The organism is Vibrio proteolyticus NBRC 13287 (assembly GCF_000467125.1).
Classification (GTDB): domain Bacteria; phylum Pseudomonadota; class Gammaproteobacteria; order Enterobacterales; family Vibrionaceae; genus Vibrio; species Vibrio proteolyticus.
Genome location: NZ_BATJ01000003.1, coordinates 294,261 through 319,087 on the forward strand (window position 1 = coordinate 294,261; position 24,827 = coordinate 319,087).

General features: G+C 51.6%; 28 protein-coding genes. 13 read left to right on the forward strand and 15 right to left on the reverse strand.

Translation table 11 applies throughout. The features are described from left to right. Positions 1 to 3 precede the first annotated feature (3 nt). The 7 genes from fliD to VPR01S_RS05715 all read right to left on the reverse strand — a co-directional run bounded on the left by fliD (position 4) and on the right by VPR01S_RS05715 (position 7,965). Positions 4 to 1,998, reverse strand: a complete 1,995-nt coding sequence (fliD, locus tag VPR01S_RS05685; RefSeq protein ID WP_021704359.1) for a flagellar filament capping protein FliD — start codon at positions 1,996 to 1,998, stop codon at positions 4 to 6. 22 nt (positions 1,999 to 2,020) lie between these two features. Further along, on the reverse strand, positions 2,021 to 2,452 hold the full coding sequence (gene flaG / locus VPR01S_RS05690; protein WP_021704360.1) for a flagellar protein FlaG: 432 nt from the start codon (positions 2,450 to 2,452) through the stop codon (positions 2,021 to 2,023). A 71-nt stretch (positions 2,453 to 2,523) separates the two neighbouring features. Then, positions 2,524 to 3,657, reverse strand: a complete 1,134-nt coding sequence (locus VPR01S_RS05695; RefSeq protein ID WP_021704361.1) for a flagellin — start codon at positions 3,655 to 3,657, stop codon at positions 2,524 to 2,526. Between the two features lie 236 nt (positions 3,658 to 3,893). Next, positions 3,894 to 5,027 (reverse strand): flagellin, encoded by a 1,134-nt coding sequence (locus VPR01S_RS05700; protein WP_021704362.1) that lies wholly within the window; start codon positions 5,025 to 5,027, stop codon positions 3,894 to 3,896. Positions 5,028 to 5,268: 241 nt separating this feature from the next. Continuing rightward, positions 5,269 to 6,405 (reverse strand): flagellin, encoded by a 1,137-nt coding sequence (locus tag VPR01S_RS05705; RefSeq protein WP_021704363.1) that lies wholly within the window; start codon positions 6,403 to 6,405, stop codon positions 5,269 to 5,271. Positions 6,406 to 6,520: 115 nt separating this feature from the next. Beyond that, the gene (locus VPR01S_RS05710; protein ID WP_021704364.1) at positions 6,521 to 7,423 is read right to left on the reverse strand and encodes a Dyp-type peroxidase; all 903 of its coding nucleotides are present in this window, start codon (positions 7,421 to 7,423) and stop codon (positions 6,521 to 6,523) included. 71 nt (positions 7,424 to 7,494) lie between these two features. After that, the gene (locus tag VPR01S_RS05715; protein ID WP_021704365.1) at positions 7,495 to 7,965 is read right to left on the reverse strand and encodes a DUF2919 domain-containing protein; all 471 of its coding nucleotides are present in this window, start codon (positions 7,963 to 7,965) and stop codon (positions 7,495 to 7,497) included. Positions 7,966 to 8,095: 130 nt separating this feature from the next. On the opposite strand from VPR01S_RS05715, the gene VPR01S_RS05720 reads away from it, so the two are divergent. Both VPR01S_RS05720 and VPR01S_RS05725 read left to right on the forward strand, forming a co-directional pair. Continuing rightward, a complete protein-coding gene (locus VPR01S_RS05720) occupies positions 8,096 to 8,440 on the forward strand; it encodes a DUF2956 domain-containing protein (protein ID WP_040902286.1) in 345 nt (114 codons plus the stop codon). Positions 8,441 to 8,449: 9 nt separating this feature from the next. After that, a complete protein-coding gene (locus VPR01S_RS05725) occupies positions 8,450 to 8,785 on the forward strand; it encodes a DUF4156 domain-containing protein (protein WP_021704367.1) in 336 nt (111 codons plus the stop codon). A gap of 30 nt (positions 8,786 to 8,815) precedes the next feature. Here VPR01S_RS05725 and VPR01S_RS05730 read toward each other — a convergent pair whose 3' ends face one another. Further along, the gene (locus tag VPR01S_RS05730; protein ID WP_021704368.1) at positions 8,816 to 9,103 is read right to left on the reverse strand and encodes a winged helix-turn-helix domain-containing protein; all 288 of its coding nucleotides are present in this window, start codon (positions 9,101 to 9,103) and stop codon (positions 8,816 to 8,818) included. 211 nt (positions 9,104 to 9,314) lie between these two features. Between VPR01S_RS05730 and VPR01S_RS05735 the strand changes: the two genes are divergently transcribed. The 4 genes from VPR01S_RS05735 to VPR01S_RS05750 are packed head-to-tail and all read left to right on the forward strand — an operon-like array spanning position 9,315 to position 11,678. Beyond that, the gene (locus VPR01S_RS05735) at positions 9,315 to 9,662 is read left to right on the forward strand and encodes an ArsC family reductase (RefSeq protein ID WP_021704369.1); all 348 of its coding nucleotides are present in this window, start codon (positions 9,315 to 9,317) and stop codon (positions 9,660 to 9,662) included. Between the two features lie 15 nt (positions 9,663 to 9,677). Next, positions 9,678 to 10,811, forward strand: coding sequence for a succinyl-diaminopimelate desuccinylase (dapE, locus tag VPR01S_RS05740; protein WP_021704370.1), 1,134 nt, complete (start codon positions 9,678 to 9,680; stop codon positions 10,809 to 10,811). A 4-nt stretch (positions 10,812 to 10,815) separates the two neighbouring features. Continuing rightward, positions 10,816 to 11,499, forward strand: coding sequence for a M15 family metallopeptidase (locus VPR01S_RS05745; RefSeq protein ID WP_021704371.1), 684 nt, complete (start codon positions 10,816 to 10,818; stop codon positions 11,497 to 11,499). Then, positions 11,499 to 11,678, forward strand: coding sequence for a DUF2897 family protein (locus tag VPR01S_RS05750; RefSeq protein ID WP_040902300.1), 180 nt, complete (start codon positions 11,499 to 11,501; stop codon positions 11,676 to 11,678). The genes VPR01S_RS05745 and VPR01S_RS05750 overlap by 1 nt, the downstream gene beginning before the upstream one ends. Positions 11,679 to 11,708: 30 nt before the next feature. On the opposite strand, the gene bamC is transcribed toward VPR01S_RS05750, so the two are convergent. Both bamC and dapA read right to left on the reverse strand, forming a co-directional pair. Continuing rightward, a complete protein-coding gene (gene bamC / locus VPR01S_RS05755; RefSeq protein ID WP_021704373.1) occupies positions 11,709 to 12,734 on the reverse strand; it encodes an outer membrane protein assembly factor BamC in 1,026 nt (341 codons plus the stop codon). A 46-nt stretch (positions 12,735 to 12,780) separates the two neighbouring features. Continuing rightward, positions 12,781 to 13,662 carry a 4-hydroxy-tetrahydrodipicolinate synthase gene (gene dapA / locus VPR01S_RS05760; protein WP_021704374.1) on the reverse strand — a complete coding sequence of 294 codons (882 nt, stop codon included), beginning with the start codon at positions 13,660 to 13,662 and terminating at the stop codon, positions 12,781 to 12,783. A gap of 341 nt (positions 13,663 to 14,003) precedes the next feature. Between dapA and VPR01S_RS05765 the strand changes: the two genes are divergently transcribed. After that, complete coding sequence (locus tag VPR01S_RS05765; RefSeq protein ID WP_021704375.1) at positions 14,004 to 14,546, forward strand: glycine cleavage system transcriptional repressor; 543 nt, start codon at positions 14,004 to 14,006, stop codon at positions 14,544 to 14,546. 13 nt (positions 14,547 to 14,559) lie between these two features. After that, on the forward strand, positions 14,560 to 15,027 hold the full coding sequence (gene bcp, locus VPR01S_RS05770) for a thioredoxin-dependent thiol peroxidase (protein ID WP_021704376.1): 468 nt from the start codon (positions 14,560 to 14,562) through the stop codon (positions 15,025 to 15,027). Between the two features lie 56 nt (positions 15,028 to 15,083). Here the strand turns inward: bcp and VPR01S_RS05775 are convergent, their stop codons facing one another. From VPR01S_RS05775 to VPR01S_RS05785, 3 genes are all read right to left on the reverse strand, one after another. Then, positions 15,084 to 16,952, reverse strand: coding sequence for a methyl-accepting chemotaxis protein (locus tag VPR01S_RS05775; protein ID WP_021704377.1), 1,869 nt, complete (start codon positions 16,950 to 16,952; stop codon positions 15,084 to 15,086). 193 nt (positions 16,953 to 17,145) lie between these two features. Continuing rightward, positions 17,146 to 18,216 (reverse strand): AI-2E family transporter, encoded by a 1,071-nt coding sequence (locus VPR01S_RS05780; protein ID WP_021704378.1) that lies wholly within the window; start codon positions 18,214 to 18,216, stop codon positions 17,146 to 17,148. A 10-nt stretch (positions 18,217 to 18,226) separates the two neighbouring features. After that, complete coding sequence (locus tag VPR01S_RS05785; RefSeq protein ID WP_021704379.1) at positions 18,227 to 18,460, reverse strand: sulfurtransferase TusA family protein; 234 nt, start codon at positions 18,458 to 18,460, stop codon at positions 18,227 to 18,229. 186 nt (positions 18,461 to 18,646) lie between these two features. Here VPR01S_RS05785 and bepA point away from each other — a divergent pair, with 186 nt between their 5' ends. The 4 genes from bepA to VPR01S_RS05805 are packed head-to-tail and all read left to right on the forward strand — an operon-like array spanning position 18,647 to position 21,487. Beyond that, positions 18,647 to 20,101, forward strand: coding sequence for a beta-barrel assembly-enhancing protease (gene bepA / locus VPR01S_RS05790; RefSeq protein ID WP_021704380.1), 1,455 nt, complete (start codon positions 18,647 to 18,649; stop codon positions 20,099 to 20,101). Between the two features lie 26 nt (positions 20,102 to 20,127). Continuing rightward, positions 20,128 to 20,472: an arsenate reductase (glutaredoxin) gene (arsC, locus tag VPR01S_RS05795; protein WP_021704381.1), complete on the forward strand. Its 345-nt coding sequence runs from the start codon at positions 20,128 to 20,130 to the stop codon at positions 20,470 to 20,472. Next, complete coding sequence (gene wrbA, locus VPR01S_RS05800; protein ID WP_021704382.1) at positions 20,469 to 21,047, forward strand: NAD(P)H:quinone oxidoreductase; 579 nt, start codon at positions 20,469 to 20,471, stop codon at positions 21,045 to 21,047. Before arsC ends, wrbA begins: the two co-directional genes overlap by 4 nt. Continuing rightward, a complete protein-coding gene (locus VPR01S_RS05805) occupies positions 21,044 to 21,487 on the forward strand; it encodes a DUF2069 domain-containing protein (RefSeq protein WP_021704383.1) in 444 nt (147 codons plus the stop codon). The genes wrbA and VPR01S_RS05805 overlap by 4 nt, the downstream gene beginning before the upstream one ends. Before the next feature lie 50 nt (positions 21,488 to 21,537). On the opposite strand, the gene VPR01S_RS05810 is transcribed toward VPR01S_RS05805, so the two are convergent. Beyond that, positions 21,538 to 22,701, reverse strand: a complete 1,164-nt coding sequence (locus VPR01S_RS05810) for a DUF2066 domain-containing protein (RefSeq protein ID WP_021704384.1) — start codon at positions 22,699 to 22,701, stop codon at positions 21,538 to 21,540. A 279-nt stretch (positions 22,702 to 22,980) separates the two neighbouring features. On the opposite strand from VPR01S_RS05810, the gene VPR01S_RS05815 reads away from it, so the two are divergent. Next, the gene (locus VPR01S_RS05815; protein WP_021704385.1) at positions 22,981 to 24,240 is read left to right on the forward strand and encodes a uracil-xanthine permease family protein; all 1,260 of its coding nucleotides are present in this window, start codon (positions 22,981 to 22,983) and stop codon (positions 24,238 to 24,240) included. 44 nt (positions 24,241 to 24,284) lie between these two features. Here VPR01S_RS05815 and ybaK read toward each other — a convergent pair whose 3' ends face one another. After that, entirely contained in the window at positions 24,285 to 24,761 is a 477-nt protein-coding gene (gene ybaK / locus VPR01S_RS05820) for a Cys-tRNA(Pro) deacylase (RefSeq protein ID WP_021704386.1), read from the reverse strand. Positions 24,762 to 24,827: the final 66 nt, after the last annotated feature.

Consider the following 24,827-nt stretch of genomic DNA (forward strand, 5'->3'; position numbering starts at 1 on the left):
GGCTTATCCCAGCGCGTTCATCATACCGGCCAATTGTGATTGCATTTTGCTGGTGGCATCCTGCATGGCTGAGAATTTAGCGTGTGTCCGCTGCTCTAGACTCGACATCCGGCGATCCAGTGCCGCCTGATCATCCTGCAGGCGGTAGTTTTGTTCCGTCAGGCTTTTCTCCCGGTTGCGTATGGAGCCCGTAATGCCGGTCATCCCCTGAATCGCGTCTTCCATCTTTTTGGCAAATCCCTGATTGCCCCCAAAGAAGCCTGCCAACTGATTGAAGTTGTTATTCAACTGACGGTCAAGCAGGTCATGGTTGATTTCCAGGGTGCCTTGCCGGGTAGTAGTGATGCCAAATTCCGTCAGAGACTGTAATCCCGGCGGCGCCTGCTCGATTCGTGAACCGATCACAGACTTAAGCCGTGACTCGGCGCTGCGGACAATACTGTCACCGGATAACGGCCCAGCCGACCCTGTTCTCGGGTCAACTCCACCCAGATCTTTGGATACCTGGTAAAACTGGTTGTATGAACTCACAAACTGTTCGATGTAGTTGCGTACCCGATCACGGTCGTACTCAATGTCGATTTCAGACGCGACCTGATCCGGCTTCGAACGGCCTTTAAGAGTCAAATCGACACCGTCGATAGCGTCTTCGATCACATTGTTGTGACTCGACAGTTCGGCCACACCATCCAGAATGACTCTGGAATCCTGCGCAGCTTGCACCTGAATCATGCCACGGTAGCCATCAAATGACGCCTGCGCCGCTTCAAGATCAGCCTGAGCCTGCTCTACTTTCTCCAGATAAGCGCGCTCTTCCGGCGCCATTTTGGCCCGTTCCAGTTGCTTCGCCTGTTCCGGCGTCATTTTGCCGCTGGCAATCGCGGCTTCGATTGCAGCCTGCTCATCGGCCAGCTTTTTATCCAGCTTAGCCTGCGCCTCTTGAGGCGTGACATACGAGTCAGTCAGGGTGCCAGAGGCGGTATTGCTCCAGCCTGGAACATCTTTCGATTTTTCTTTGGCTTTCTGATCCAGTTCAGGTTCAGGTTCCCAATAGGAATCGAGCAGGGTGCCGGAGGCGGTTTCAGTCCAGCCCGGAATGCGATCTTCTGGCTTGATGTATCTCTGACTGGCCTGCTCTGCAGCTTGCAGCTCAGCACCGGAGACGTCCGCATCCGGACTCTTTGGCTGACCGCCATTAGGATCCACTTTGCTGACTTCCTGAGCAACGTCATCCGCCAATTCCTGATCAACATTTTTGGCGGCGTAAGCAATGCGTTCCGCGACTTCGGTCGCCAGCGCTTTCTGCTCTGCGGATAACGGTGCGATCAGCTCCTGTGCCGCAGCACGGGCCTTTTCGATATCTCGCACCCGCGCTTCCAGCGTTTTGTATTCGAGTTTCTTGAGAGGGTCATTCGGTGACTGGGATTGAGCACTGATACTCAGGGCGTTGTCTTTGCCCGACTTGTTGGCTGCAACGATCAATCGCGGACCTTCGACATCATTGATGACCGAGGCTCTGACTCCCGGGTTGCTTTTCTCGTTATTGATGCTGCGAACAACATCAATCAACTTTGAATTCTGTTGGACATCAATTGTGAATGATTTGTTTCCCAGCCCGATCTGCAGCTTGCCCGGGCCAAATTTGGCGTCTTGCGCTAATACGTTAGACGCCACTTTATGGCTTTGAGCAAGCTGCAACACATCGACTGCATATCGACCTGCGATTGCATCTGTCGTTGCGGTGGCTGAGACTACAGAATCATCTGTGGTTTCGACTTTTCGAGCGGCAAACGCTTTCTCCTGACGAAAGTTCATCATCAGGTTTTTCATCGTATCCAACGACTCTCTGAGTCGCCCATAGGCACTGATACTGGCATCATTGTCCGCGCGCTCGTTATCAATGCGCTGCTGTTTGGGAACACGCTCCGCATCGACAACTTTGCTGACAATGGAATTAATGTCCATGCCAGAATTCATACCCAATGGGCCTAAACTCATCAAATCACCTCAAAAATACGACTTAAACCTTATCGACCAGTATCCCACCGGTCGAATATCGGCTGGTTTGCTCTCTCAGGCGCCTGAGCACCTCAAGCATCTCCTCATCCGGTATCTGACGAATAATATCGCCAGTACTGGCATCATAAATAGTGACGACGTCCCTGCCCGATTCTTCATCGACCCGAAATGAGAGCCCGGTATTGATGGAGGAGATAAATTCGTTCATCTGCTCCACCATCCGTTCACGATGTTCCTTGTCCAGCCGTTGCCGCTCCTGAGCCATTTCCATGATCGACTGTGACGGCTTAACCTGAACCCGGGCTAACTCTGACGCGTTGCTACTCTCTGACTGAGTGGAAAGACGCTGAGCATTGTCGTTTTCCGAAGCAATTTTAGTGCCACTTTGTGAGCCGTAAGGCTGGATGTTCGATGTGTAGGATGGTATTTCCATAACAATCTCCCTTCCACCTTATAGGTTAGCAATTCAATGCTGCCCGATAAGCTCCTGACGAAACCTATCGATTAACCTAATAAGCTAAGTGCGGCAGATGGTGACTGCTTCGCCTGCGCCAGAACGGAAGTACTCGCCTGCTGAAGAATTTGCGACTTCGTCATTGCCGTCGTTTCTTTCGCGTAGTCAGTGTCCAGGATACGGCTGCGAGACGCATTCACGTTCTCGTTGATGTTATCCAGGTTGCTAATCGCGTGGCTAAAGCGGTTCTGGAAAGCACCCAGAGACGCACGTTGGCTGTCCACTGACTTCAACGCACCATCGATGACGGCAACCGCTTCTTGCGACCCTGCCACAGATGATACATCAATGTTTGCCACAGTAACGTCCTGCGCAGCACCAAAGCCGATGTCTGTACCCAGACCACCACCAATGGTGACGTCGCCGTCGACTTTCTGGCTGGACGCAAACAGTTGCAGCTTGCCTTCTTCACCCACGGATGCTTTGACATCTGACGTCTGACCGTTGATGTAAGTGGCCAATTGCTCCAGATCATCGCCTTCTTTGGCGTTGATGGTGACATTCTGCGCATTACCGTCTTTATCGGTGTAACTCAGTGTCATGTCAGTCGTACCGGCCTGAACGGTCCAATCCGCCGCTTTACCAGTCCCTGCCACATAGCTTTTACCGCCCATGTCACTGGTATCTGAACGCATGTTAGTCAGCGACAGCATCACCGCTTCCCCTGAGTCAGCACCGATCTGGAATGACTGGCTGCCAAACGTACCATTCAGCAGTTTGTTGCCACCAAAAGACGTCGTTTCAGCAATACGGTTTAGCTCGTCATTCAGCGCCGATACCTCTTCCTGAATCGCAACGCGTTCAGATTTAGAGTTGGAACCGTTCGACGATTGCAACGCCAGATCACGCATACGTTGCAGAATATTGGTCGATTCGTTCATCGCCCCTTCTGCGGTTTGCGCAATAGAGATACCGTCGTTGGCGTTTTTGACCGCCATATCCAGACCACGGCTTTGTGAAGTCAGTCGGTTTGAAATCTGCAAACCTGCAGCGTCATCACGCGCACTGTTGATTTTGTACCCTGAAGACAGACGCTCCATGGATTTCTGAGCTCCGTCAGCAGCGCTGTTCAGGTAACGCTGTGCGGTCATCGCAGATACGTTCGTATTTACGTTTATTGCCATTGTTTGATCTCCTAAGGCATTTGGATTGATGCGCTCCAGCAGCTCTCACCCCACTTCGGCGCATCTCATTTCTCTCAGTCCTGTAACGGCGAGATAAACTTTAGCTTTAGGAAAAAAACGATTTTTTTTTAATTAATTTGCCGCCACCGTAAAATATATGCGCTGCCTCACAAAAATCAGACATAAAAAAATCCAGCCTGATGGCTGGATTTTTTGTGTCATCAAGTGATAAAGGCTTAGCCCAGCAGGCTCAATGCCGCGTTTGGTGCTTGTTTGGCCTGAGCCAGAACAGAGCTTGATGCCTGAGACAGAATCTGTGATTTGGTCAGTGCTGTCGTTTCTTTCGCGAAGTCAGTATCTTTGATACGGCTCTTCGACGCATTGACGTTCTCATTGATGTTGTCCAGGTTGCTGATCGCGTGGTCGAAACGGTTCTGGAACGCACCCAGCTCGGCACGGTGGCTATCCACATACTTCAGCGCCGAATCGATGATGGCCACAGATTCTTGTGCGCCACCGACGGAGGTGACATCAATAGTATCAACCGTGACCGCCTGGGCAGCGCCCATGCTCAGCTCACCCGCCAGACCACCAGAGAATGCAACAGCACCGTCCACTTTGTTGGTGCCAGCGAAAACTTGCAGCTGACCATCTTCGTTCACGGACGCTTTTACCAAATCAGTCTGACCGTTGATGTACGTTGCTAGCTCTTCGATGTCATCGCCCGCTTTCGCGCTGATAGAGATGCTTTGTGCCACGCCGTCTTTGTCAGTCAGGTCAATCGTCAAATCGTTCGCACCAGCTTGAACTGTCCAGTCTTTGTCTTTGCCGTTTGCAGCCACATAGCTGGCCCCCCCCATACCGACATTGTCTGAACGCATGTCGTTCAGAGACAACATAACGGCCTCACCGTTGTCTGCACCGATCTGGAACGATTTAGTGCCATAAGTACCGTTAAGCAATTTGTTACCACCGAATGACGTGGTTTCTGCAATACGGTTCAGCTCGTCGTTCAGCGCAGTGATCTCTTCTTGAATCGCAACACGCTCAGATTTTGAGTTTGAACCGTTAGCTGATTGCAATGACAGGTCACGCATACGTTGCAGGATGTTGGTGGTTTCGTTCATCGCACCTTCAGCGGTCTGTGCGATAGAGATACCATCATTAGCGTTGCGTACAGCAACGTCCAGACCACGACTTTGAACATTCAAACGGTTCGAGATCTGAAGACCTGCAGCGTCGTCTTTCGCGCTGTTGATTTTAAAGCCTGAAGACAGACGTTCCATTGATGTTTGCTGAGCGTTGTTCGCACTGTTTAGGTAACGCTGAGCGGTCATTGCCGATACGTTAGTGTTTACATTTACTGCCATGGTGATTTCTCCAATTGATTTTCCGATGCTTCCGGTTTCCGACGTCTCGGAAAACCAAGTAGTTCTCTCAAAGTTACCTTTATTAACGGCCTACTCAGAATAACCTTTAGGATTTTTTTATGTTTTTTTCGAAAAAAATGCGTTTTGGAGAGAAAATACACTGAGGGGGACAAAAAGCGAAAAAAAGTGCACGTTATCCCTAAAGTCAGGCGAAAAACTGTCGATAACGCCCTTTCGTCGTTTAACTGCTGAGCAGCGTCAGCGCTAGGTTTGGCTGTTGTTTCGCCTGCGCCAGAACAGACGTACTGACCTGTTGTAGGATTTGCTGTTTGATCATTTGCGTGGTTTCTTTGGCATAGTCGGTGTCTTTAATCCGGCTGTTCGACGCCGCCAGATTTTCATGCACATTGTCTAAATTGTTGATCGCATGGCCAAAACGATTCTGCATCGCACCAAGATCCGCCCGATGGCTGTCGACATACTGTAGGGCGGTATCAATCACGGCAACCGCACGCTGCGCCCCGCCGACACTGCGGATATCCAGATTATCCACCGCTTCATATCCGGTCAAACCAAGTTGCAATTCATTGGCCAGTGCGCCTGAAAAAGCGATCGTTCCCGAGGTTTCGCGCCCGGCCATAAAGATCTGTAACTGGCCTTTTTCATTCACTGATGCCGAAATCTGGTCAGTCTGACCATTTATATAGGTTGCCAGTTGTTCGATGTCATCACCGGCTTTCGCATTGATGGCGATCGTTTCCGTATCACCAAGCCGGTTGGTGTAAGTCATTTCCAGCAAATTGTTGCCGTCTTGTACCTGCCACTGTTCATCCACGGCTGTCGCGGCCCGATAAGAGAAACCGCCCATATCGACAGTGTCAGAGCGCATGTTGCTCAACGCGACCTGTACCGCCTCACCGGATGACGCTCCGACTTGAAACGAAGCCTGGCCAAAGGTGCCATTGAGCAGTTTTTTACCGCCAAATGACGTGGTTTCCGCAATCCGGTTCAACTCATCGTTGAGCGCGCCCATTTCTTCTTGCAGTGCCTGCCTTTCGGCTTGACTGTTGGATCCATTGGCCGACTGCAACGACAAATCGCGCATACGTTGCAGAATATTGGTCGACTCCTTCATCGCACCTTCTGCCGTCTGCATAATGGAGATACCGTCATTGGCATTTCGCACCGCAACATCCAACCCCCGCATCTGCGACTCCAGACGATTGGTAATCTGTAACCCGGCGGCATCGTCCTTGGCACTGTTGATACGATGTCCGGACGACAGGCGCTCAAGCGACTGATTCAGCATCTCAGTCGCGCTGTTCAGGTATCGCTGGGCAGTCAGAGCCGGGACATTAGTATTGACAGTGATGGACATGCAAAAAGTGACTCCAAAACAATGGGATTCACAAACTTATCGGCGTGCCAAGACAAAACTTTAGCCAAAAAAAACCGGGCAATGCCCGGCTTAATCACAGGACTGACCGTGGAAATTACGCCAACGTCAGCTCCGCCAACATGGCCTGAGATGGTGCAAAGAAATACGCGCCGGTTTTGGCCTGAGTGAAACGCAGCAGTTGATCAGTTTTGCCGTCGGTTTCACCGTACATGCTTTCCAGCATCACTTTGAAATTGTGCAGCGTGTGACAATACGCGATAAACAGCAGACCATGGCTGCCCGACACAGAGCCATACGGCAGACTGTGGCGGACAATTTTCAGTCCTTTGCCCTCTTCTTTAATGTCAACCCGACCGACATGCGAAGCCGCAGGCACATCATCCAGCTCTACCGAATCCGCTTTAGTGCGACCGATAACCTTCTCTTGCGCTTTGATATTTAGACGGTTCCACGCGGGCAGGTTGTGCTCAAAGCGTTGCACCATCACATAACTGCCACCGGCAAATTCACCATCGGCAATCACGGCCACTTCACGACGTTGTTCCGCTTTGGGGTTTTCGGTTCCGTCGATGAACATCGTCATGTCACGCGCATCGAGATAACGAAAACCCGACGTTTCATCGACGACATCGACATCCTCTGCCACTTGCTCAAGAAATTTGCGCAACACATAAAAGTGCAAATCATGGCGCAGTGAATGCAAGTGGATCAGCACATCCACTGGCGTACTTGGAGCAATAATGTCTCCCTGGCCTAATTGAGGAAAATCGATGAGCTCTTGCGGTTGTGACTGCGCCAGCAGATCCCAGAAAGATTTGCTAAACGCTACCGACAGCGTCAACTGAGCACCCGGTTGGCTGCCGTTCACTTCTTCAATCAGAGCAGGTAACGCCTGCAGCTGTGCCAGCACGTGAGCCGGATTCTGACGAATTTTAAGTAATGTGTAATGTGCAAAAGGCCCTGCTTCAGGAACGATGGCCGTTTGAGGTTGAGACATGGCGTAATCCTCACTTATTCTTTTTGCTCAGTGTATAAGGAATTAGTACTTACATATTGATTGCGATCAGTTCAGCGTGACGTTTGTATCCGCTCTGGAAGGCGAAAACAGTCGGCGGCCGTGCGGCTGTTGCTGAGATAAATAATAAACCACAGTAGCGCCAGCATGATCAGTCCGTTGGTCCAACTGAATGCCCCATGTTGTAAATAGACATGATAAACACTTTGCAGCAGTTGCAATACTGCAGTCACCAGAGTTAACGGCCGGCCCAGCGCCACCAGCCCATTGATGATAGTGCGCTCGGGTTTACGCAGACTGATCAGCCACATCAATGCAATACCCGGAACCCCCATCACTAACCCGAGATAGAGCATGGCGTGATCGGCGTACACGTAATCCAGAATCCGATTACCACTGTCCCGGCTGACCCCCGCAACAACAAACACAACCCAGGCTTTAGCGAGCAACATCCACCCCAACCACAGCCAGCGCGGAGGGCGCAGAAAACCGTGTTCATCGTATTGTTCCAGTGAATAACGCACAATATGAAAGCCTTTGAAATCATTGGTCGGATTACTGTAGCGAAATCAAACCAAATAGCCAGAGGGAATTCAATCCCCCGCACAGTTCGTGTTAGTATTGACGGCAAATTGACACAAGAGCAATGACCTTATGACGAACCGAATTACACCGTCACCCCAAAGCCAGCAGGAAGCCATGACCATCGCGAAGGCCACCCAAAAACCAGGTCAGACCAAAGAGCAGACCAAACTGATCGCCCAGGGGATCGAAAAAGGCATCGCGCTGTACAAAAAGCAGCAGAAAGAAAAAAGCCGCCAGGCCGATAAAGCCAAAAAGAAAGCACAACGTGACAAGCAAAAGGCGGCCGAATCTGTCACTTCGGAGGCGGCGTCTGAGTCACCAAACGCGCCGAGCTCAAATCTGGCGTCCCGCCTGCCCTGGGTTCTGCTCGCTGTAAGCTGGGCAGGCTTTATCGCCTTCTTGTCACTCAACTGAGGCACGAAGATGAAAGCACAACGGCTGAATGTGGCGCTTGCCAGTCTGATGCTGGCAGGGTGTGTTGCGCCGGCAAACCGATTATCCGATGAAGCTCGTCAGGTTCATGTTCGCCTCGACAGCGGTTTCAATGCCGATGGGTGCCAATGGAAAGGCAGCGTCACCGGCAGCGAAGGACACTGGTACAATTACCTGTTTTACCCCAATGATGTCATGATGCACGGCGCCCTCAATGACATCAAGAATCAGGCGGCGGCACTCGGTGCCAATACGGTCTATCTGATCGCGCCACAAGATTTTACAACCTCCTTCAGCGTCCTCGGCAGCGCCTACTGGTGCGATTAACCGACAAAAGAAAAGCCAGCGGCTGCTGGCTTATGCACGAAATCCTAGGCTGGCTGCGATATCACTGCGACGCTCTACCACCCATTGACTATCAAATGGGCCCCAGTCTGATAATTGATAATAACCGTCATTATGACGCCGCCCGTCCTGAACAAACATAAGTTCAATCCCTATACCAGGTAACGCCTTCAGAACATCTTGGATGGTCCGGCGCGGCCAGCCCGTTTGCTCAATCAGTTTAGGTACATTCGGCCTTTCAAGACTATCGACCAACAAAGCCAGATACAGTCGCCTTGCAAATACAGGACTCAATTCCATTGACACCTCCTATTTCTGTGCTAAGTCATTATTTCTGTTTTGCTATTTAGTGTGTTGAGTTTGATCAATAACTTTCCAATCGCAGCCGCTTGATGCTGATTTTTTCTACCAGCGAAATATTGCGCAATGACGAAACCGACACCTTTTGTCTCGGCCGACGCTTCCTGATAGGATGCAAAGAGAATCAAAATAATGCTTTCAAAGGAAAATTATGACCATCACCATGTACGGCATCCCGAACTGCGACACCATCAAAAAAGCCAAGAAATGGCTCGAAGCAGAAGGCATCGATTACCAGTTTCATGACTATCGTAAACAGGGCGTGGATCCTGCCATGGTGACGACATTTTGTGACGCGCTGGGCTGGGAAAATGTCGTCAACAAGCGCGGCACGACTTATCGTCAACTTCCTCAGGAGCAGAAAGACTCGCTTGACACAACCAGTGCTATTGAGCTCCTGGTGGCAAACCCAGCGATGATCAAACGTCCGATACTGCTGGTTGATGACCAATACCATCTGGGCTTTAAAGCCGACCAATACGCCTCTGTTTTTAGTTAAAGAAGGATTTCAAGGATGACTGACAGCCCTGTACTGGCTCTCGCAAAAGATCTGATTGGCCGTGAATCCGTGACCCCTGCTGATGCGGGATGTCAGGACGTGATGATTGAACGTCTCAAAGCACTCGGTTTTGACATTGAGATGATGGTGTTTGAAGACACCACCAACTTCTGGGCCCGCAGAGGCACACAAGCGCCATTGTTTGTGTTTGCCGGTCACACTGACGTTGTCCCCGCAGGGCCGCGCGAACAATGGCGTACTCCACCTTTTGAGCCGACGGTCATTGATGGCTACCTGCACGGGCGCGGCGCCGCCGATATGAAAGGGTCACTGGCATGCATGGTCGTGGCGGTCGAGCGTTTTCTCGCCGATCATCCCGATCACAGTGGCTCTATCGCTTTTCTGATCACCTCCGATGAAGAAGGCCCGTTCATCAACGGTACGACCCGAGTGGTCGATACGCTGATGGCCCGCAATGAAATCATCGATATGTGTATTGTCGGTGAGCCGTCGAGCACACACGCGGTCGGCGATGTGGTCAAAAATGGCCGCCGTGGCTCGATCACCGGCGACCTGTGTATTAAAGGCACTCAGGGCCACGTTGCGTACCCACACCTGGCGAACAACCCAGTTCATCAAGCCCTGCCCGCATTGGCAGAATTGGCGTCAACCAAATGGGATGATGGCAACGAATACTTCCCGCCAACCAGCTTCCAGATCCCGAATGTGGCCGCCGGTACTGGCGCATCTAATGTGATTCCGGGTGAATTTGACGTGCAGTTTAATTTTCGATTCAGCACCGAGTTAACCGACGAAGAGATCAAACGTCGCGTCCACTCAACACTTGATGCCCATGGGCTGGAGTACGATCTCAAATGGACGCTCAGCGGCCACCCCTTCCTCACTGATACTGGTACTTTGTTGGATGCCGTTGTTGACGCGGTGCGGGATGTGAACCATAAAGCCCCTGAACTGCTCACCACAGGCGGCACTTCTGATGGTCGCTTTATTGCGCGTATGGGAGCGCAAGTGGTCGAACTCGGTCCAGTGAACGCCACCATCCACAAAGTGAATGAATGCGTCAGTATTGCAGATCTGGAAAAACTAACGGACATGTACCAGAACACCTTGCGAAACATACTGGGATAACCGTATGACCCCAGAGCAACTGACCGGTAAAGCCACCAGCCACCTGACCGAAGTGATGGTCGGTAATAAAGCGTTTCTGCTCCATCCTGCGGTGAAAGACGACCTGCTGGCACTGCGGCAGGCGGCTCTGGACGCCGGGTATAACTTCCATATTGCCAGCGGTTTTCGTGATTTCGAACGCCAACGGGTGATCTGGAATAACAAGATGGCGGGTCAAGCTGCCATTCTTGATGCCGACAGCCAGCCGCTTGACCCGGCCACACTCAGTGAGCGCGACAAAGTCTTTGCCATTTTGCGCTGGTCGGCATTGCCCGGAGGCAGCCGACACCACTGGGGCGGGGAATTCGATGTCTACGACCGTGATGCGCTACCATCTGGCACCTCACTCAAACTTGAACCATGGGAATACTTCGACGGGCATCAGTCTGGCTTTTACCAATGGCTGAAGAGCAACCTGTCGGGATTTGGTTTTTTCTTCCCATACGCTGATGATCTCGGTGGCGTGGCAATCGAACCCTGGCACATCAGCCACGTGTCGACCGCGCAGCAATGTCAGCAACAGCTCAGTTGCGAGTTACTGAGAAATCAATTACAAACTGAGCGGATTTTAGGTGCTGACGTCATATTCGAGCAGTTGGAAACGATCTACAATCGTTACATCACAAACATCAGTCAGGTGACGTTATGATGGATATACTCACCAGCCCATGGGTCATCATTATTATTGTGGTGGCCGTGGTGGTTGGGAACATTGCAGCGCTCAAATACACGGCAAAGATGAAGATGGGTCAGACGAGCAAAAAGTCGGAGCTGGATCGACTCAATGAACTCGATCAGGAACAACGCGACAAAGACAAGCAGGCATAAAAAAGGGACCGTATGGTCCCTTTTCTGCAATTATTTACCGTGTTTTTGTGCGGTCGCGGCCAACACTGGCGCCATGTCTTTGAGCAACTGCTCCTCGACTGGTTTCCCGGCGGCATTGGTAATATTGATGGAAGTACGGTTACCCAAGTCCCCCAGCAGGAAGGTATACGTACCCGCTGGTAAATCGACTGGTTTCACACCCACATCATTCCAGAATGCGTCATCCGGCGAAGCGTATTTCGCTTTGATGGTGCCCTGTGACTGGTTGCGCTCTTCCACCGTAAAGCCCATCGCTGGCAGAATCTTTGGCAAACGCTGCCACAGTACATCGTAAGAAGTCCGCGCAATGATCACCGGGAAACCACTGCGGTCGGTTCCCATGGTAATTGGAATGTGTTTCACCAACTCTTGCGCTTTACGCGCCGCTTCTTCGCGCATGTCCATGTCATAGCGAGCGGTCACTAGGTTGGTCATCAGCGCGTTGTAACGTTCTTTATTGGTGGCTGTTACGGGCTTGGACTGGCCATTTTCTCGCCAGTCAATCAGCGAAATCTTGAAGCCATAGCGACTGTTGAGCTGGGAACGGGTAATTTCATAGCGACTGCCGATTTCACCGTCTTCATCTTCTGAAGTCCAGGTCACCCACTCGGTTTCAATGCGGTTGTCGGTCTGAGAACGGATCGGAATGTTGCGCTCTTTGAGCATATTCAGTGCCGTATTCCACACTTTGTCCGCTTCATCCTGACGCAGCAGCCATAAGGTCACTTCTCCGTCACGCAGTTCAGTACGTGCACCGGGGATCAACTCCAGCACTTGCTGAGGTGGACGAATATCCACATCTTTACCAATACCACCATGGAAATTGCCCTGAGGAATCTTATAGTTCTCGTAAAACTGAGGCTGAGAGGCGGCCAACGGGGTCCAGTTTTCCAGCTTTGGCGTATTAACGTACTCAAAGTCATCTTTCGCCTGACGACGTTGTGACGCGTCACCGGAACATGCACTTAAAACAAAAACAGCTAGCGAACTGACGACTAGCTGATGAGAAAATTTCATTGAAACTCCTAAAAACAGCCGAAGCTATCGCTCCGGCACTCCATTTCTATTCGTAGATACCTGCTTCAACCAGGGCATTTTGCACCACCGGACGAGCTTGCTCGGACAATTCTGTGAGTGGCAGACGCAGCCCACCGTGAGCGATCAGGCCCATCTGATGCGCGGCCCACTTAACCGGAATTGGGCTGGATTCGACAAACAGGTTCTTGTGCAGCGTCATCAAACGTTGGTTGATCACTTCCGCTTCTTCAAACTTGCCTTCTTTCGCCAAACGCATCATGGCCGCCATGTCCGCCGCCGCGATGTTGTTGGTCACAGAGATCACGCCCTGACCACCCATTTTGCAAAATTCCAAGCCAGTCGAGTCGTCACCACTTAATAAGATAAAGTCTTCGCCACAAAGTTCACGATGAATTGCAATTCTGCTCAAATCGCCGGTCGCGTCTTTCAGTGCCACGATGCTCTCAATTTCCGCCAGGCGAGCTACCGTCTCCGGATGCAGGTCTACCGCCGTACGGCCCGGAACATTGTAAAGAATTTGAGGCACGTCGCTTTCTTCAGCGATCGCTTTGTAGTGTTGGTACAAACCTTCCTGAGTCGGCTTGTTGTAGTACGGAGTGACACTCAGACAACCAGCAATGCCGGAGTTGTTCAGCAAACGGCTAAACGTGACGGATTCATGAGTGGCGTTGGCGCCCGTTCCGGCGATCACCTGAATGCGGCCTTCCGCAAACTCTACCGTTTTCAGGACCACCTTGACATGCTCTTCTACGGTCAGCGTTGAAGATTCACCGGTTGTACCTACTGCGACTATGCCGTCAGTGCCCGCGGCCACGTGGAACTCAACCAGTTTTTTCAGGCTGACAAAATCGACTTCGCCATCCTGGTCAAACGGGGTTATTAACGCCACTATACTTCCTGAAAACATGTCTTTCTCCCTACATTGATTCTTTCTGCATGGTACTGTAAGGCGATTGATAAAGACAAGGGATTAAACACGCTTAAATCGCCTAAATGAATGAATATTTATCAGATGCGATACTCATATCACTAATGATCCTGAGTCTGGCGCACCACTACGCCCACAGGCGTAAAAGCTAACCGACCTTATACTCCTTTCCACGCTCCCATTGTCAGGCAGTTGTCATATGCGAATGGCGTCTGATTTAGCTGACATAACACACATCAATTTCCCCCGGCGGCGTTTCTCCTGCGCTTAACTGTGCTAAGCTAGCTGAACAAATAAGACACATTGAAGTAAGTGATAGTATGACTCAGCATTTAGTCATTACCGCGGTAGGGAGTGACCGCCCGGGAATATGTAACCAGGTTGTCCAACTGGTGACCAAATCCGGTTGTAATATTGTCGACAGCCGCATCGCGCTGTTTGGCGATGAATTTACCCTGATCATGCTGCTTTCAGGGAACAACAACGCCGTCACTCGCGTCGAAACGACTCTGCCGTTGCTTGGTCAGGAGCATGATCTCATCACCATGATGAAACGTACCTCTACCCATGACCATCAAGATAATGCCTACACCCTTGAGGTATTTGTCGAGTCAGATGATCGCGTCGGACTGACCGAACAGTTCACTCAGTTTTTCGCCGATCGCAACATCGGATTAGGCTCACTGAGCGCACAGACCATCAACAAGTCGAAAGTCCATCTGGATCACGACCAGTTCCACATCGCGATCACCGCCACGGTCGACTCGGACTGCAATCTGATGCAGCTTCAGGAAGAGTTTGACGCGTTGTGCACGACGCTGAATGTGCAAGGCTCACTCAATTTCATTAAAAACAGCCAATAAAAAAGGAATCACAATGAACACATTGACTGCAGGCACCCCGGCACCCGCATTCTCTTTGCCGGATCAAGACGGCAATCTGGTGTCCCTGTCAGATTTTAAAGGCAAGAAAGTTCTGTTTTATTTTTACCCGAAAGCCATGACACCAGGCTGCACCGTTCAGGCTCAAGGCCTGCGTGATGTCAAAGCCGAGCTGGATAAACACAATCTGGTGGTACTGGGAATCAGTATTGATGCGGTGAAACGTCTGGGGAAATTCATTGAACGCGACAACCTCAACTTCACTCTGCTGTCGGATGAGGACCATGCGGTCGCAGAGCAGTTTGGCGTATGGGGTGAAAAGAAGTTCATGGGCAAAGTCTATGATGGCCTGCATCGCATCAGTTTCCTGATCAATGAAGACGGTGTGATTGAACACGTGTTCAATAAGTTCAAAACCAAAGATCACCACGAAGTGGTGCTGAACTACCTTAACGAGCAATAATCTCCAACATAAAAAAACGCCAGTCTTATTGACTGGCGTTTTTGTTTCCCCTAAGCCTAAACAATAAATTTGTTCAGAATTTCATCCTGCTCGCGCACATTTTCTGTCTGGACCTGCATCGCAATGTTGGCCTGCTGGGCCGCATCCGACACTTGAGTCGACAGGTCTTTGATTTTCACCGTGTTATTATTGATCTCTTCCGCCACCAGGCTCTGCTCTTCTGCAGCCGAGGCAATCTGCATGTTCATGTCGCTGATGTGGCGAATTGCATCACGGATTTTCTCCAGTGCTAGGTTGGCTGACTGAGCGTTATTCACTGCATCTACTGCGGTGTTCTTACTCTCACTCATGGCCGCCGATACCGCGCTGGCGCCTGCCTGAAGCTGCTCGATCATGTTACGAATTTCCGTCGTCGACTCCTGAGTACGCTGGGCCAGAGTCCGAACCTCATCCGCCACCACCGCAAAACCTCGGCCGGACTCTCCGGCACGTGCAGCCTCAATTGCGGCATTCAGTGCCAGCAGATTGGTCTGATCGGCAATGTCGTTGATCACTTTCAAAATGGTTTCGATATTGGCCGTGGCCGACTCCAGCCCCAGCACTTCTTCTACCGCCTGATCGATACGGGCCGAGAGAGTATCAATGGATGTGGTTGTGTGGCTGACCACTTCAGAGCCTTCCACCGTCGCATCGTCTGCGTCTTTGGCGGCTTCTGCTGCACCCTGGGCATTGTTGGCCACTTCAGTAGCAGTGACGGACATTTCGTTCATCGCCGTTGCCAACTGCTCCAGTTCATGCAACTGGCTTTGCATCGCCTGCGCCGATTCCTGCGAGCCCATCGCTGTCATTTCAGTGCCGTGACGGATTTCTCCACTGATGGCTTTCGACTGCTGAATTTGCTTTTGCAGATTCTCGGTGAAGGCATTGAACCCTTCCGCCAACTCGGCAAACTCTTTATCGGTATTGGTGTTGAGACGCTTGGTGAGATCGCCCTGACCTGACGCGATATCCTGAATGGCCTGATTGAGCACACCCAGCGGTTTCATCAGAATACGGATCAGGAACGTCAGAATCGCTACGCTCAGTGCCAAGCCGATCAGTGTGTAAATGATTGAGCTGTTACGCAGCTTAGTTTCTGCCGCCAGCGCCACCGATTCATCGACCACCGCCCCAACATACCAGTTTTCACTTGGCACATGGGTAAAGTTAATCAGGTACTCTTGCCCGTCCATTTCCACTTCCTGCGTTCCCGCTTGAATTGCAACCGGCAGGTAAGTGTCCATTTTCTTGCCGTTGTTTTTCACGTCAGGGTGCGCAATAGTGGTGCCGTCGGCGGTCACAATGAACAGATAGCCGGCATTAAACAGGTTGGTGTTGTTGACCAGATCCGCCAGTCCTGTGAGCTCCAAATCATAGAACATACCAGCAGTAAACTGACCGTTGTCCCGCACCGGCGTACCGATGGAAATAATGACGTTCCCCGATGAGGCGTCAACATAAGGTTGGGTAACAATCAGTTTGTTTTCCGCTTTCGCGGCTTTAAACCAAGGGCGTACACGCGGATCATAATCCGGCCCAGCGTCCCAACCGTCATCATTTTCAATCACAAAACCATTGCTCTGGTAACCAAAACCGACCGCCAGAAAGCTCGATTTCAATTTCGGTTTCTCAAGAATGTTTTTCACATACTCATGATTTTGCGGGTCCAGCTCAATCACTTCCGTCATGGATTGAGCGAGCGCTTTTTTACTTTCCATTTCCGAAGCAATGGTGTTTTTCACCCCAGTAACCATTTCATTGAGGCTGTTATTCACCAGCCCTTCTACTTCGGTGCGAACGGTTCTTAATTGCTGAATTGACAGCAATGACACAGTAACAAACAGCAATGCAGACGAAGCAATAACTATCTTCTGACTAAATCTCATATTTACCTCGTGATCCTTAATGACGGTAACATCTTGTTTTTATTGTTATGGTTTTGTTATCGACGAAGCGCAAGATTTCTTGAGCATTTTCTCACCAAAACGTGCATTTTTTCTGAGATCAGACCACTTTCTGGCGAAAAAAAGCCCTGAATGAGAAACTCATCAGGGCTGATATTATTGAGCTTTATAAAATTTAAGCCGATTCTGCCGGCTCTTCGTCTATGCTGGGCAGCGCATTCCATACCGCCTTCACCAACGTGGCCAGTGGAATAGCAAAAAATACGCCCCAGAAGCCCCACAAGCCGCCAAAGACCAACACAGACACTATGATGGCCACCGGATGCAAATTGACCGCTTCAGAGAACAGCACCGGAACCAGCACGTTACCGTCGAGCGCCTGAATGATGCCGTAGGCAATCAGCAGGTAGTAAAACGGCGGTGTTAACCCCCACTGGAACAGAGCAACAATGGCCACCGGCACGGTTACCGCCGCCGCACCTATGTACGGAATTAACACCGAGAAGCCAACGGCTACCGCCAACAGCACCGAGTAACGCAAATCTAAAATCGCAAAGGTCACGTAGCTGACACCGCCGACAATCAGGATCTCCAACACTTTGCCGCGGATGTAATTGGAAATCTGCTCGTTCATCTCGTACCAGACCTTATTGGCCAGTTTGCGGTTACGCGGTAGCACACTGCGCGCCATGTCCATCATCTGCTGTTTGTCTTTCAGCAAAAAGAACACCAACAGCGGCACTAAAATCAGGTAAACCGCCAGCGTCGCCAGACTGACCAGCGATGCAACCGAGCCTTTGACCACACTCTCTCCGACCGACAACATCTGGTTTTTAGCGTTGGTAACGATCGACTCAACAATTTTGAGGTTAGCCAGCTCAGGGTAGCGCTCCGGAATCGTGTTGATGAACACCTGCAGGTCGGTGTACATCTTAGGAATGTCATTCACCAGGTTGCCGACCTGTTGCCAAATGGTCGGTACCAGCCCAAACACCGCCAACAGCATCAGCCCCGTAAACGACAGAATCACCAGAATGACTGATACCGTACGCGGCAGCCCGACCCGGGACAGTTGATTGACCGGCCATTCAAGCAGATAAGCCAGCACGATCGCCACCAGCAACGGTGCGATCAGGTTGCCGAAAAAATAGATAATGATGAAACCAATCAGAAGAATGGCAACCAGGCTGACAGCATGTGGATCCGAGAAGCGTCGTTTATACCAACGCAGCACCATTTCAAACATTTAACTTCCTTTAAGTAGGCTGACCTAAACAGGTCACTTGCATGGAAAAATCGCCATCAATTTCACTTGTGCAAACGTGAAACCCTTTGCAACTCAAAAACTTTTCGATATCGTTTTTCGAACTGAGATCAGAGATATAGAGTATCATGGTCTGATTGCACTGCAGTGTCACGGCGTGACGTTTGGCCAACAACAGAGTCATTGGGCAACGCTGCGCACGCAAATCGACAATCTTGGGTTTCATTCTTCAGTCCGATGCTTATCATAGGCTCAATATTGTATCGGTATTTTAGTGCTGTGCCACTGTTTAAACAGACGCAGCTTGCCACGGGCAACATCTGCTTACAATCGCAGACCCTAACTATTACTGAAACAAATCGCGCTTGGCAGTGTCAATAGAGAATATGTATATGGAGTACTTCTGACTACTATGTTTAAACGCACTCGTTCACTCGTTTGTCTCTGTGTCTCGGCCGCCCTGTGTGCGCCGTCGGTGTCGGTGGCGAGCAATGTTGACCTGCCAGACATCGGCACGGCCGCAGGTGCCACCCTGTCGATTGATCAGGAACAAATTTACGGCGATGCCTACATGCGGATGCTGCGCGCCAGCCGGCCTGTCATTAATGACCCGGTATTGAGCGAGTACATCGACTCACTCGGCCACCGACTGGTCGCGAACGCGAATGACGTCAAGACACCGTTTACGTTCTTTATGATTCGTGATCGTAACATCAACGCGTTTGCGTTCTTTGGCGGTTACGTGGCCTTGCACTCGGGCTTGTTTCTGCACGCTCAGAGCGAAAGTGAGCTGGCTTCCGTACTGGCGCACGAGATCGCCCACGTGACTCAGCGCCATCTGGCGAGAAGCATGGAAGATCAAGCGAGAAAGTCTCCCGCCACCATCGCGGCACTGGTTGGCTCGCTGCTGCTGGCTATCGCTGCGCCAGAAGCGGGTATTGCTGCCCTGACAGCCACACAGGCTGGCTCAATGCAAAGCCAGATTAATTACACCCGCAGCAACGAAAAAGAGGCGGACCGCTTTGGTATTGCTACCCTGTCCAAAGCCGGATTTGATGTCGAAGCCATGCCTCGATTTTTTGGTCGCCTGGCCGACGAATACCGCTACGCCAGTAAACCACCTCCGATGCTGCTGACCCACCCGCTGCCCGAAGATCGTATTACCGACAGCCGTGAGCGCGCGCGTCACTATCCTCAGCACAGAGTGAATCCGTCGCTGGACTACAATCTGGCGCGCGCCCGTGTGGTGGCACGTTACGCCAACATTGAGGCCAAAGCAGCACTCGATTGGTTTGACCGCACCGAGAAAAAATCACCACCAGCGCTCAAAGCGGCATTTCAGTATGGCCGCGCGTTAGTATATCTGGACACCAAGCAACTGGATAAAGCAGAGCCGCTGTTGTTAGCGCTGGATAAACAGGATCCCAACAATAACTTCTACCTGGATGCGATGTCGGATCTGTATGTGGAGAAAAAGCAGCCGGAAAAAGCTCAGGCAATGCTGGAAAAAGCCCTGAAAAGCAAACCGGCCAATCCGGTTCTGACGATCAACTATGCCAATGTGCTGATGAAACAGGACAAAAATGCAGAAGCCGTCCGGGTTCTGCAACGCTATACCCACGAACATCCCAATGATGTCAACGGTTGGCATCTGTTGTCCGAGGCCAACATTCATCTGGGGAACAGTGACGAAGATCTGGCCGCCCGGGCTGAAATTCTTGCGCTGAAAGCAAATTGGAATAAAGCCATTCAGTATTATACTCAGGCCAGCCAACTTGCTGAGCTTGGCAGCCTGAAACAAGCCCGCTACGATGCACGCATCGATCAGTTAATGACTCAGCGGGATCGATTCCAAGCACTCCAATAATAAAACCCTGAACCAGGAGAGTTCTTATGTCAGTCGTGATTTATCACAACCCTCGTTGCTCAAAAAGCCGTCAGACACTGGCGCTACTGGAAGAAAAAGGCATCGAGCCAACCGTCGTGAAATACCTGGAAGAGCCACTGTCTGTGGCGCTACTCAAAGATCTGTACTCACAGTTAGGTCTGACCGACGTCCGTCAGATGATGCGCACCAAAGAGGACGTTTACAAACAACTGAATCTAGCCGAAGCACCGGACGACGCGTTGTTTGATGCCATGGTCGCTAACCCGAAACTGATCGAACGCCCAATTGTGGTTGCCAACGGCAAAGCCAAACATGGCCGTCCACCAGAGCAGGTACTGGACATTCTATGACCTGTAACCTAATGGTGCTCTACTACAGTCGCCATGGCAGTACCCGGGCACTGGCACGCCAAATCGCCCGGGGAATAGAATCCATCTCAGGTTGCGAAGCCGTGCTGCGCACGGTTGCTGAACTGTCGCCCAGCGAGTATCCCAGCAGTGATCCGCTCATCACGGCTCAAGAGATCAGTCAGTGTGACGGCCTGGCCATGGGCAGCCCAGTGTGGTTTGGCAATATGGCCGCGCCTTTGAAACATTTCTGGGACCAGACCACCTCGGCCTGGATAAACGGCGATCTGATCGACAAACCAGCCTGTGTGTTTTCCTCGTCGTCCACACTGCACGGTGGCCAGGAAACCACGTTGCAGTCGATGATGCTACCGTTGTTGCATCATGGCATGTTGGTTCTCGGTATTCCTTATTCTGAGCCCGCACTGCACACCACACGTTCCGGCGGCACGCCCTATGGTGCAACGTCAGTGGCCAATCACGGCGACGCCTCGCTTAGCACGGAGGAGTCTGAGCTGGCCCAGCAACTGGGACGCAGGCTGGCACGCACCGCGCTCAAAATGAAGGAACCGATATGAGTGATATGACACCCCAAACCAAGCTGTTCCGCTGGTTGGCACTGGGCGGGAACCTGGCGCTGCTTGGCTGGGTCGCAGCGTGGCAACTCTCGTTGTCACCCCACCCGCATATCAGCAACCTGACTCTGGCGATTGCCTGGTGTATCCCGTTACTGCTGCCTTTGCCTGGCATCCTGGCCGGCAAACCTTACACCCACGCCTGGGCCAATTTTGTGCTGATGTTGTATTTCCTGCACGGACTGACCTTGGTGTATGTCGATGGCGGTGAACGTTGGCTGGCGCTGGTGGAACTGCTGCTGACTTCGGTTGCCTTTGCCGGCAACATTCTGTACGCCCGTTGTCGCGGCAAAGAGCTCGGGCTCAAACTGACCCGGCTGTCGGTGGTCGAAAAACAAGAGAAAGCGCGCTTCGAGCAAGAGAGCGACTCAGACACTAAATAATAAAAGCCCGCTTAGTTCAGCGGGCTTTGTTTACTGATCGCATTTGCTGGTCAAGCTTGCCATTCAAACACCAGTATCGGCGCTTGCGGTGGTAAAGACTGCGCCTGTTTTTTCGTACTATTAACCGCAGCCGGCACACGGCTTGGCTCTGGCGTTATTGATGTTACCGGGCCTGGCTCATCCGCCGCCACTGGTTGCTCGGCTGACGTGTCCACCAGCGGAGTCACCGGTTGGCTTTCCAGTTGCGTTACCATACCAAGATTCAAGACTTCCCGTTGAAATACGTCCGAAGAAGACAGCAGGTGAACGTTAAACGTGACTTGATGGTTCTGAATTTTCACGATGTCCAGCGACGCCACTGACGGCAGACGCTTGAGTTTGTTCTCCAGGTGGAAAAAGTCCAGCGCACCATCAATAGCGATGAACTGGGCTTTGACGGCTTCAGAAGAGTTCGCCGCAACCACTACCGCATTTTTCTTTGCGTAATAGTTGCTGATCTGATCGATCATCGCTTTGGCAGCGTCCGCGCCGCTGTCCAAGCCTGTCACCGGAGCACGGGTGCTATCCGCGAGGCCAGCCGGCGCCTGATCATACAATGACCAGCGTAAATGGCTCCCATCCGCACGTACAATCAACACAGCATCAGCCGGATAACGTTGGCTGGCCACGCTGACTGGCTGCATGAATCCACCCCATAAGTCAGAAACAGCGACATTGGTGATGTCATCGATATCCCCGACGGGTACCGTCAACGGCAACCCACGCAGTCTGGCACTGGATTTCATCGCCTGCAACAGCGGAGAAGCGGCGTTTTCCCAGCGAATGCTCCGCTGACTACCATTGTCTTCAACCAGCCACACCAGCACATTGGCACGTTCGGCCGGCCAATAAGGCAATTGTGCCTGCGTCAGCAACGCCCGGATACCCGGTTCACTGAAGCCCATTTTTAATGTTGATTGACCGCTCTGCTGACTTTGACTGATTTGAGTCAGGTATTGACTCGTCTGAGCGAGTGCTTTTTTGATCACCGGGTTGCTGACCGCCGCCGGCTCCCCCGACGCCCGGATTATCACATCTTTCATCCCTTGCGTGTGGGCAGCATCGTCGCCCTGTTCCTGAGTCAGTATCACCTCAGACTGATAGAGGTTGACTTGAGTCATGGCATAAACTGGCAATGCGAACAGTCCCATCACCAATAAAACAAACTTGCGCATAGTGTTACCACTCTGGATTTATTGAGAAACAAGATAATAAGCAACTCTCTCTTTGCTAGCAACAAAGGGGCGCCCCAAAACGGTTAGAATTTAAACTCTACTGAGTTCACGCTTAATAGCGTCGCATTGCATTGACGACTCGCGCTGTGTCCACCATCGCTCATAACTCTGGTTTTTCTGAGTAACAATCCCATCAATATTTGATCTAATTGGCATTGCAAACGATTGCCAAAGTGATAGAATCCCGCGAATTTTGTTTTACAGTCAGGGAAAACTCATATGAAAAATGCGATTCAGGGCGCGCAGATGCTGTTTGTCGCCTTCGGAGCCTTGGTACTGGTCCCGCTTCTTACCGGTCTCGACCCAAGTGTTGCGCTGTTCGGCGCTGGTGTCGGCACTCTCCTCTTCCAATTCATTACTCGTCGCTCTGTTCCCATTTTCCTTGCCTCTTCTTTCGCGTTTATTGCTCCCATCATGTTCGGTGTTCAAAACTGGGGGGTTCCGGCCACAATGGGCGGCCTGATGGCAGCCGGTGTGGTGTATGTCATTTTAGGTGCGGTCATCAAAGTGCGCGGAGTCGGCTTTATCCATAAGCTGCTGCCACCTGTGGTCGTGGGTCCGGTTATTATGGTGATCGGCCTGGGTTTGGCTCCCGCTGCGGTGAACATGGCGCTGGGTAAAACGGGCGATGGCGCAGTTCAACTGATAGACGCCAACGCCGCACTCTGGATTTCCGGCATCTCTTTGCTGGTGACGGTCGGCATCAGCGTGTTCGCGAAAGGTTTCTTAAAGCTACTGCCCATTTGTGGCGGTATTCTGGCCGGTTACGCCACCAGCCTGTACTTTGGTGTGGTTGACTTTAATCCGGTCCAGCAAAGCGCCTGGCTATCCCTGCCAAACTTTACCTTCCCGGAATTCAACATCAATGCGATTCTGTTTATGATTCCGGTAGCGATTGCCCCCGCCGTGGAACACGTGGGTGATATGCTGGCGATCTCAAACGTTACCGGCAAAGACTACCTCAAAAAGCCAGGCTTACACCGCACCATCACTGGTGACGGCGTTGCCACCATGGCCGCCTCTCTACTTGGTGCACCACCAAACACCACCTACAGCGAGGTGACGGGCGCAGTGATGCTGACGAAAGCCTTCAATCCAGTCATCATGACCTGGGCAGCCATCACCGCCATTGTCCTCGCATTGGTCGGCAAACTGGGCGCGGTACTACAAACCATCCCTGTGCCTGTCATGGGCGGGATCATGATCCTTCTGTTTGGCTCGATTGCGACCGTCGGTCTGAATACTCTGATCAAAAATCAGGTAGACCTGCATAAATCCCGTAATCTGGTGATTGTCGCTGTGACTCTGGTCTTTGGCATCGGCGGCATGGCTTTCGGTATTGGTGACTTTAGCCTGCAAGGCGTCAGCCTGTGTGGCATCGTGGCGATTGTACTCAACCTGGTCCTGCCGAATGATCTGGGGGAGAACCACGTTGTAGACAATGCGCAGATGGAAGAAGACGAAGTCAAATCTGCCTGATTCTGATTAAAAGCGGCCTTTACGGCCGCTTTTTTGTCTGACAACTACTCTTGGCACAAACAGGCAAATTCTGCCCGCGTCAGCTTAGCGAGATCCTGAGGTGCCAGTTCGATTTCCAGCCCTCGTTTGCCGGCACTGACACAGATTGTCTCTTGCTCAAGCGCACTGTCATGAATGAACGTCGGTAAGGCTTTTTTCTGACCAAGTGGGCTAATCCCGCCGACCACATAACCTGTCGTCTTCTGCGCGATTTCCGGGTCAGCCATCTCCGCTTTCTTCCCTTTCGCGGCTTTCGCCGCCAGTTTAAGGTTAAGCATCTGGTCGACCGGTATCACTGCCACCGCCAAATTCTTCGCCTCGCCGTTGAGCGCAAACAACAAGGTCTTAAATACTTGCCTGGGATCCTGCCCAAGGACTTCGGCTGCCTCCAGACCGTAGCTCTGGGCGCGAGGATCGTGTTCATACTGATGGATGGTGTGGGCCACTTTCTTTTTCTTGGCCAGATTGATCGCTGGGGTCATTTTCTATCCTTACCCATCAGGATAACCAGCTGTCAGGCAACTAACTATAGTGATGAGTATTAAATC

What these genes read in the sequence shown, in the direction of transcription:
- fliD (WP_021704359.1), bottom strand. Translation starts at nt 1,998, where the DNA reads ATGAGTTTAGGCCCATTGGGTATGAATTCTGGCATGGACATTAATTCC.
- flaG (WP_021704360.1), bottom strand. Translation starts at nt 2,452, where the DNA reads ATGGAAATACCATCCTACACATCGAACATCCAGCCTTACGGCTCACAA.
- VPR01S_RS05695 (WP_021704361.1), bottom strand. Translation starts at nt 3,657, where the DNA reads ATGGCAATAAACGTAAATACGAACGTATCTGCGATGACCGCACAGCGT.
- VPR01S_RS05700 (WP_021704362.1), bottom strand. Translation starts at nt 5,027, where the DNA reads ATGGCAGTAAATGTAAACACTAACGTATCGGCAATGACCGCTCAGCGT.
- VPR01S_RS05705 (WP_021704363.1), bottom strand. Translation starts at nt 6,405, where the DNA reads ATGTCCATCACTGTCAATACTAATGTCCCGGCTCTGACTGCCCAGCGA.
- VPR01S_RS05710 (WP_021704364.1), bottom strand. Translation starts at nt 7,423, where the DNA reads ATGTCTCAACCTCAAACGGCCATCGTTCCTGAAGCAGGGCCTTTTGCA.
- VPR01S_RS05720 (WP_040902286.1), top strand. Translation starts at nt 8,096, where the DNA reads ATGACGAACCGAATTACACCGTCACCCCAAAGCCAGCAGGAAGCCATG.
- VPR01S_RS05725 (WP_021704367.1), top strand. Translation starts at nt 8,450, where the DNA reads ATGAAAGCACAACGGCTGAATGTGGCGCTTGCCAGTCTGATGCTGGCA.
- VPR01S_RS05730 (WP_021704368.1), bottom strand. Translation starts at nt 9,103, where the DNA reads ATGGAATTGAGTCCTGTATTTGCAAGGCGACTGTATCTGGCTTTGTTG.
- VPR01S_RS05735 (WP_021704369.1), top strand. Translation starts at nt 9,315, where the DNA reads ATGACCATCACCATGTACGGCATCCCGAACTGCGACACCATCAAAAAA.
- dapE (WP_021704370.1), top strand. Translation starts at nt 9,678, where the DNA reads ATGACTGACAGCCCTGTACTGGCTCTCGCAAAAGATCTGATTGGCCGT.
- VPR01S_RS05745 (WP_021704371.1), top strand. Translation starts at nt 10,816, where the DNA reads ATGACCCCAGAGCAACTGACCGGTAAAGCCACCAGCCACCTGACCGAA.
- VPR01S_RS05750 (WP_040902300.1), top strand. Translation starts at nt 11,499, where the DNA reads ATGGATATACTCACCAGCCCATGGGTCATCATTATTATTGTGGTGGCC.
- bamC (WP_021704373.1), bottom strand. Translation starts at nt 12,734, where the DNA reads ATGAAATTTTCTCATCAGCTAGTCGTCAGTTCGCTAGCTGTTTTTGTT.
- dapA (WP_021704374.1), bottom strand. Translation starts at nt 13,662, where the DNA reads ATGTTTTCAGGAAGTATAGTGGCGTTAATAACCCCGTTTGACCAGGAT.
- VPR01S_RS05765 (WP_021704375.1), top strand. Translation starts at nt 14,004, where the DNA reads ATGACTCAGCATTTAGTCATTACCGCGGTAGGGAGTGACCGCCCGGGA.
- bcp (WP_021704376.1), top strand. Translation starts at nt 14,560, where the DNA reads ATGAACACATTGACTGCAGGCACCCCGGCACCCGCATTCTCTTTGCCG.
- VPR01S_RS05775 (WP_021704377.1), bottom strand. Translation starts at nt 16,952, where the DNA reads ATGAGATTTAGTCAGAAGATAGTTATTGCTTCGTCTGCATTGCTGTTT.
- VPR01S_RS05780 (WP_021704378.1), bottom strand. Translation starts at nt 18,216, where the DNA reads ATGTTTGAAATGGTGCTGCGTTGGTATAAACGACGCTTCTCGGATCCA.
- VPR01S_RS05785 (WP_021704379.1), bottom strand. Translation starts at nt 18,460, where the DNA reads ATGAAACCCAAGATTGTCGATTTGCGTGCGCAGCGTTGCCCAATGACT.
- bepA (WP_021704380.1), top strand. Translation starts at nt 18,647, where the DNA reads ATGTTTAAACGCACTCGTTCACTCGTTTGTCTCTGTGTCTCGGCCGCC.
- arsC (WP_021704381.1), top strand. Translation starts at nt 20,128, where the DNA reads ATGTCAGTCGTGATTTATCACAACCCTCGTTGCTCAAAAAGCCGTCAG.
- wrbA (WP_021704382.1), top strand. Translation starts at nt 20,469, where the DNA reads ATGACCTGTAACCTAATGGTGCTCTACTACAGTCGCCATGGCAGTACC.
- VPR01S_RS05805 (WP_021704383.1), top strand. Translation starts at nt 21,044, where the DNA reads ATGAGTGATATGACACCCCAAACCAAGCTGTTCCGCTGGTTGGCACTG.
- VPR01S_RS05810 (WP_021704384.1), bottom strand. Translation starts at nt 22,701, where the DNA reads ATGCGCAAGTTTGTTTTATTGGTGATGGGACTGTTCGCATTGCCAGTT.
- VPR01S_RS05815 (WP_021704385.1), top strand. Translation starts at nt 22,981, where the DNA reads ATGAAAAATGCGATTCAGGGCGCGCAGATGCTGTTTGTCGCCTTCGGA.
- ybaK (WP_021704386.1), bottom strand. Translation starts at nt 24,761, where the DNA reads ATGACCCCAGCGATCAATCTGGCCAAGAAAAAGAAAGTGGCCCACACC.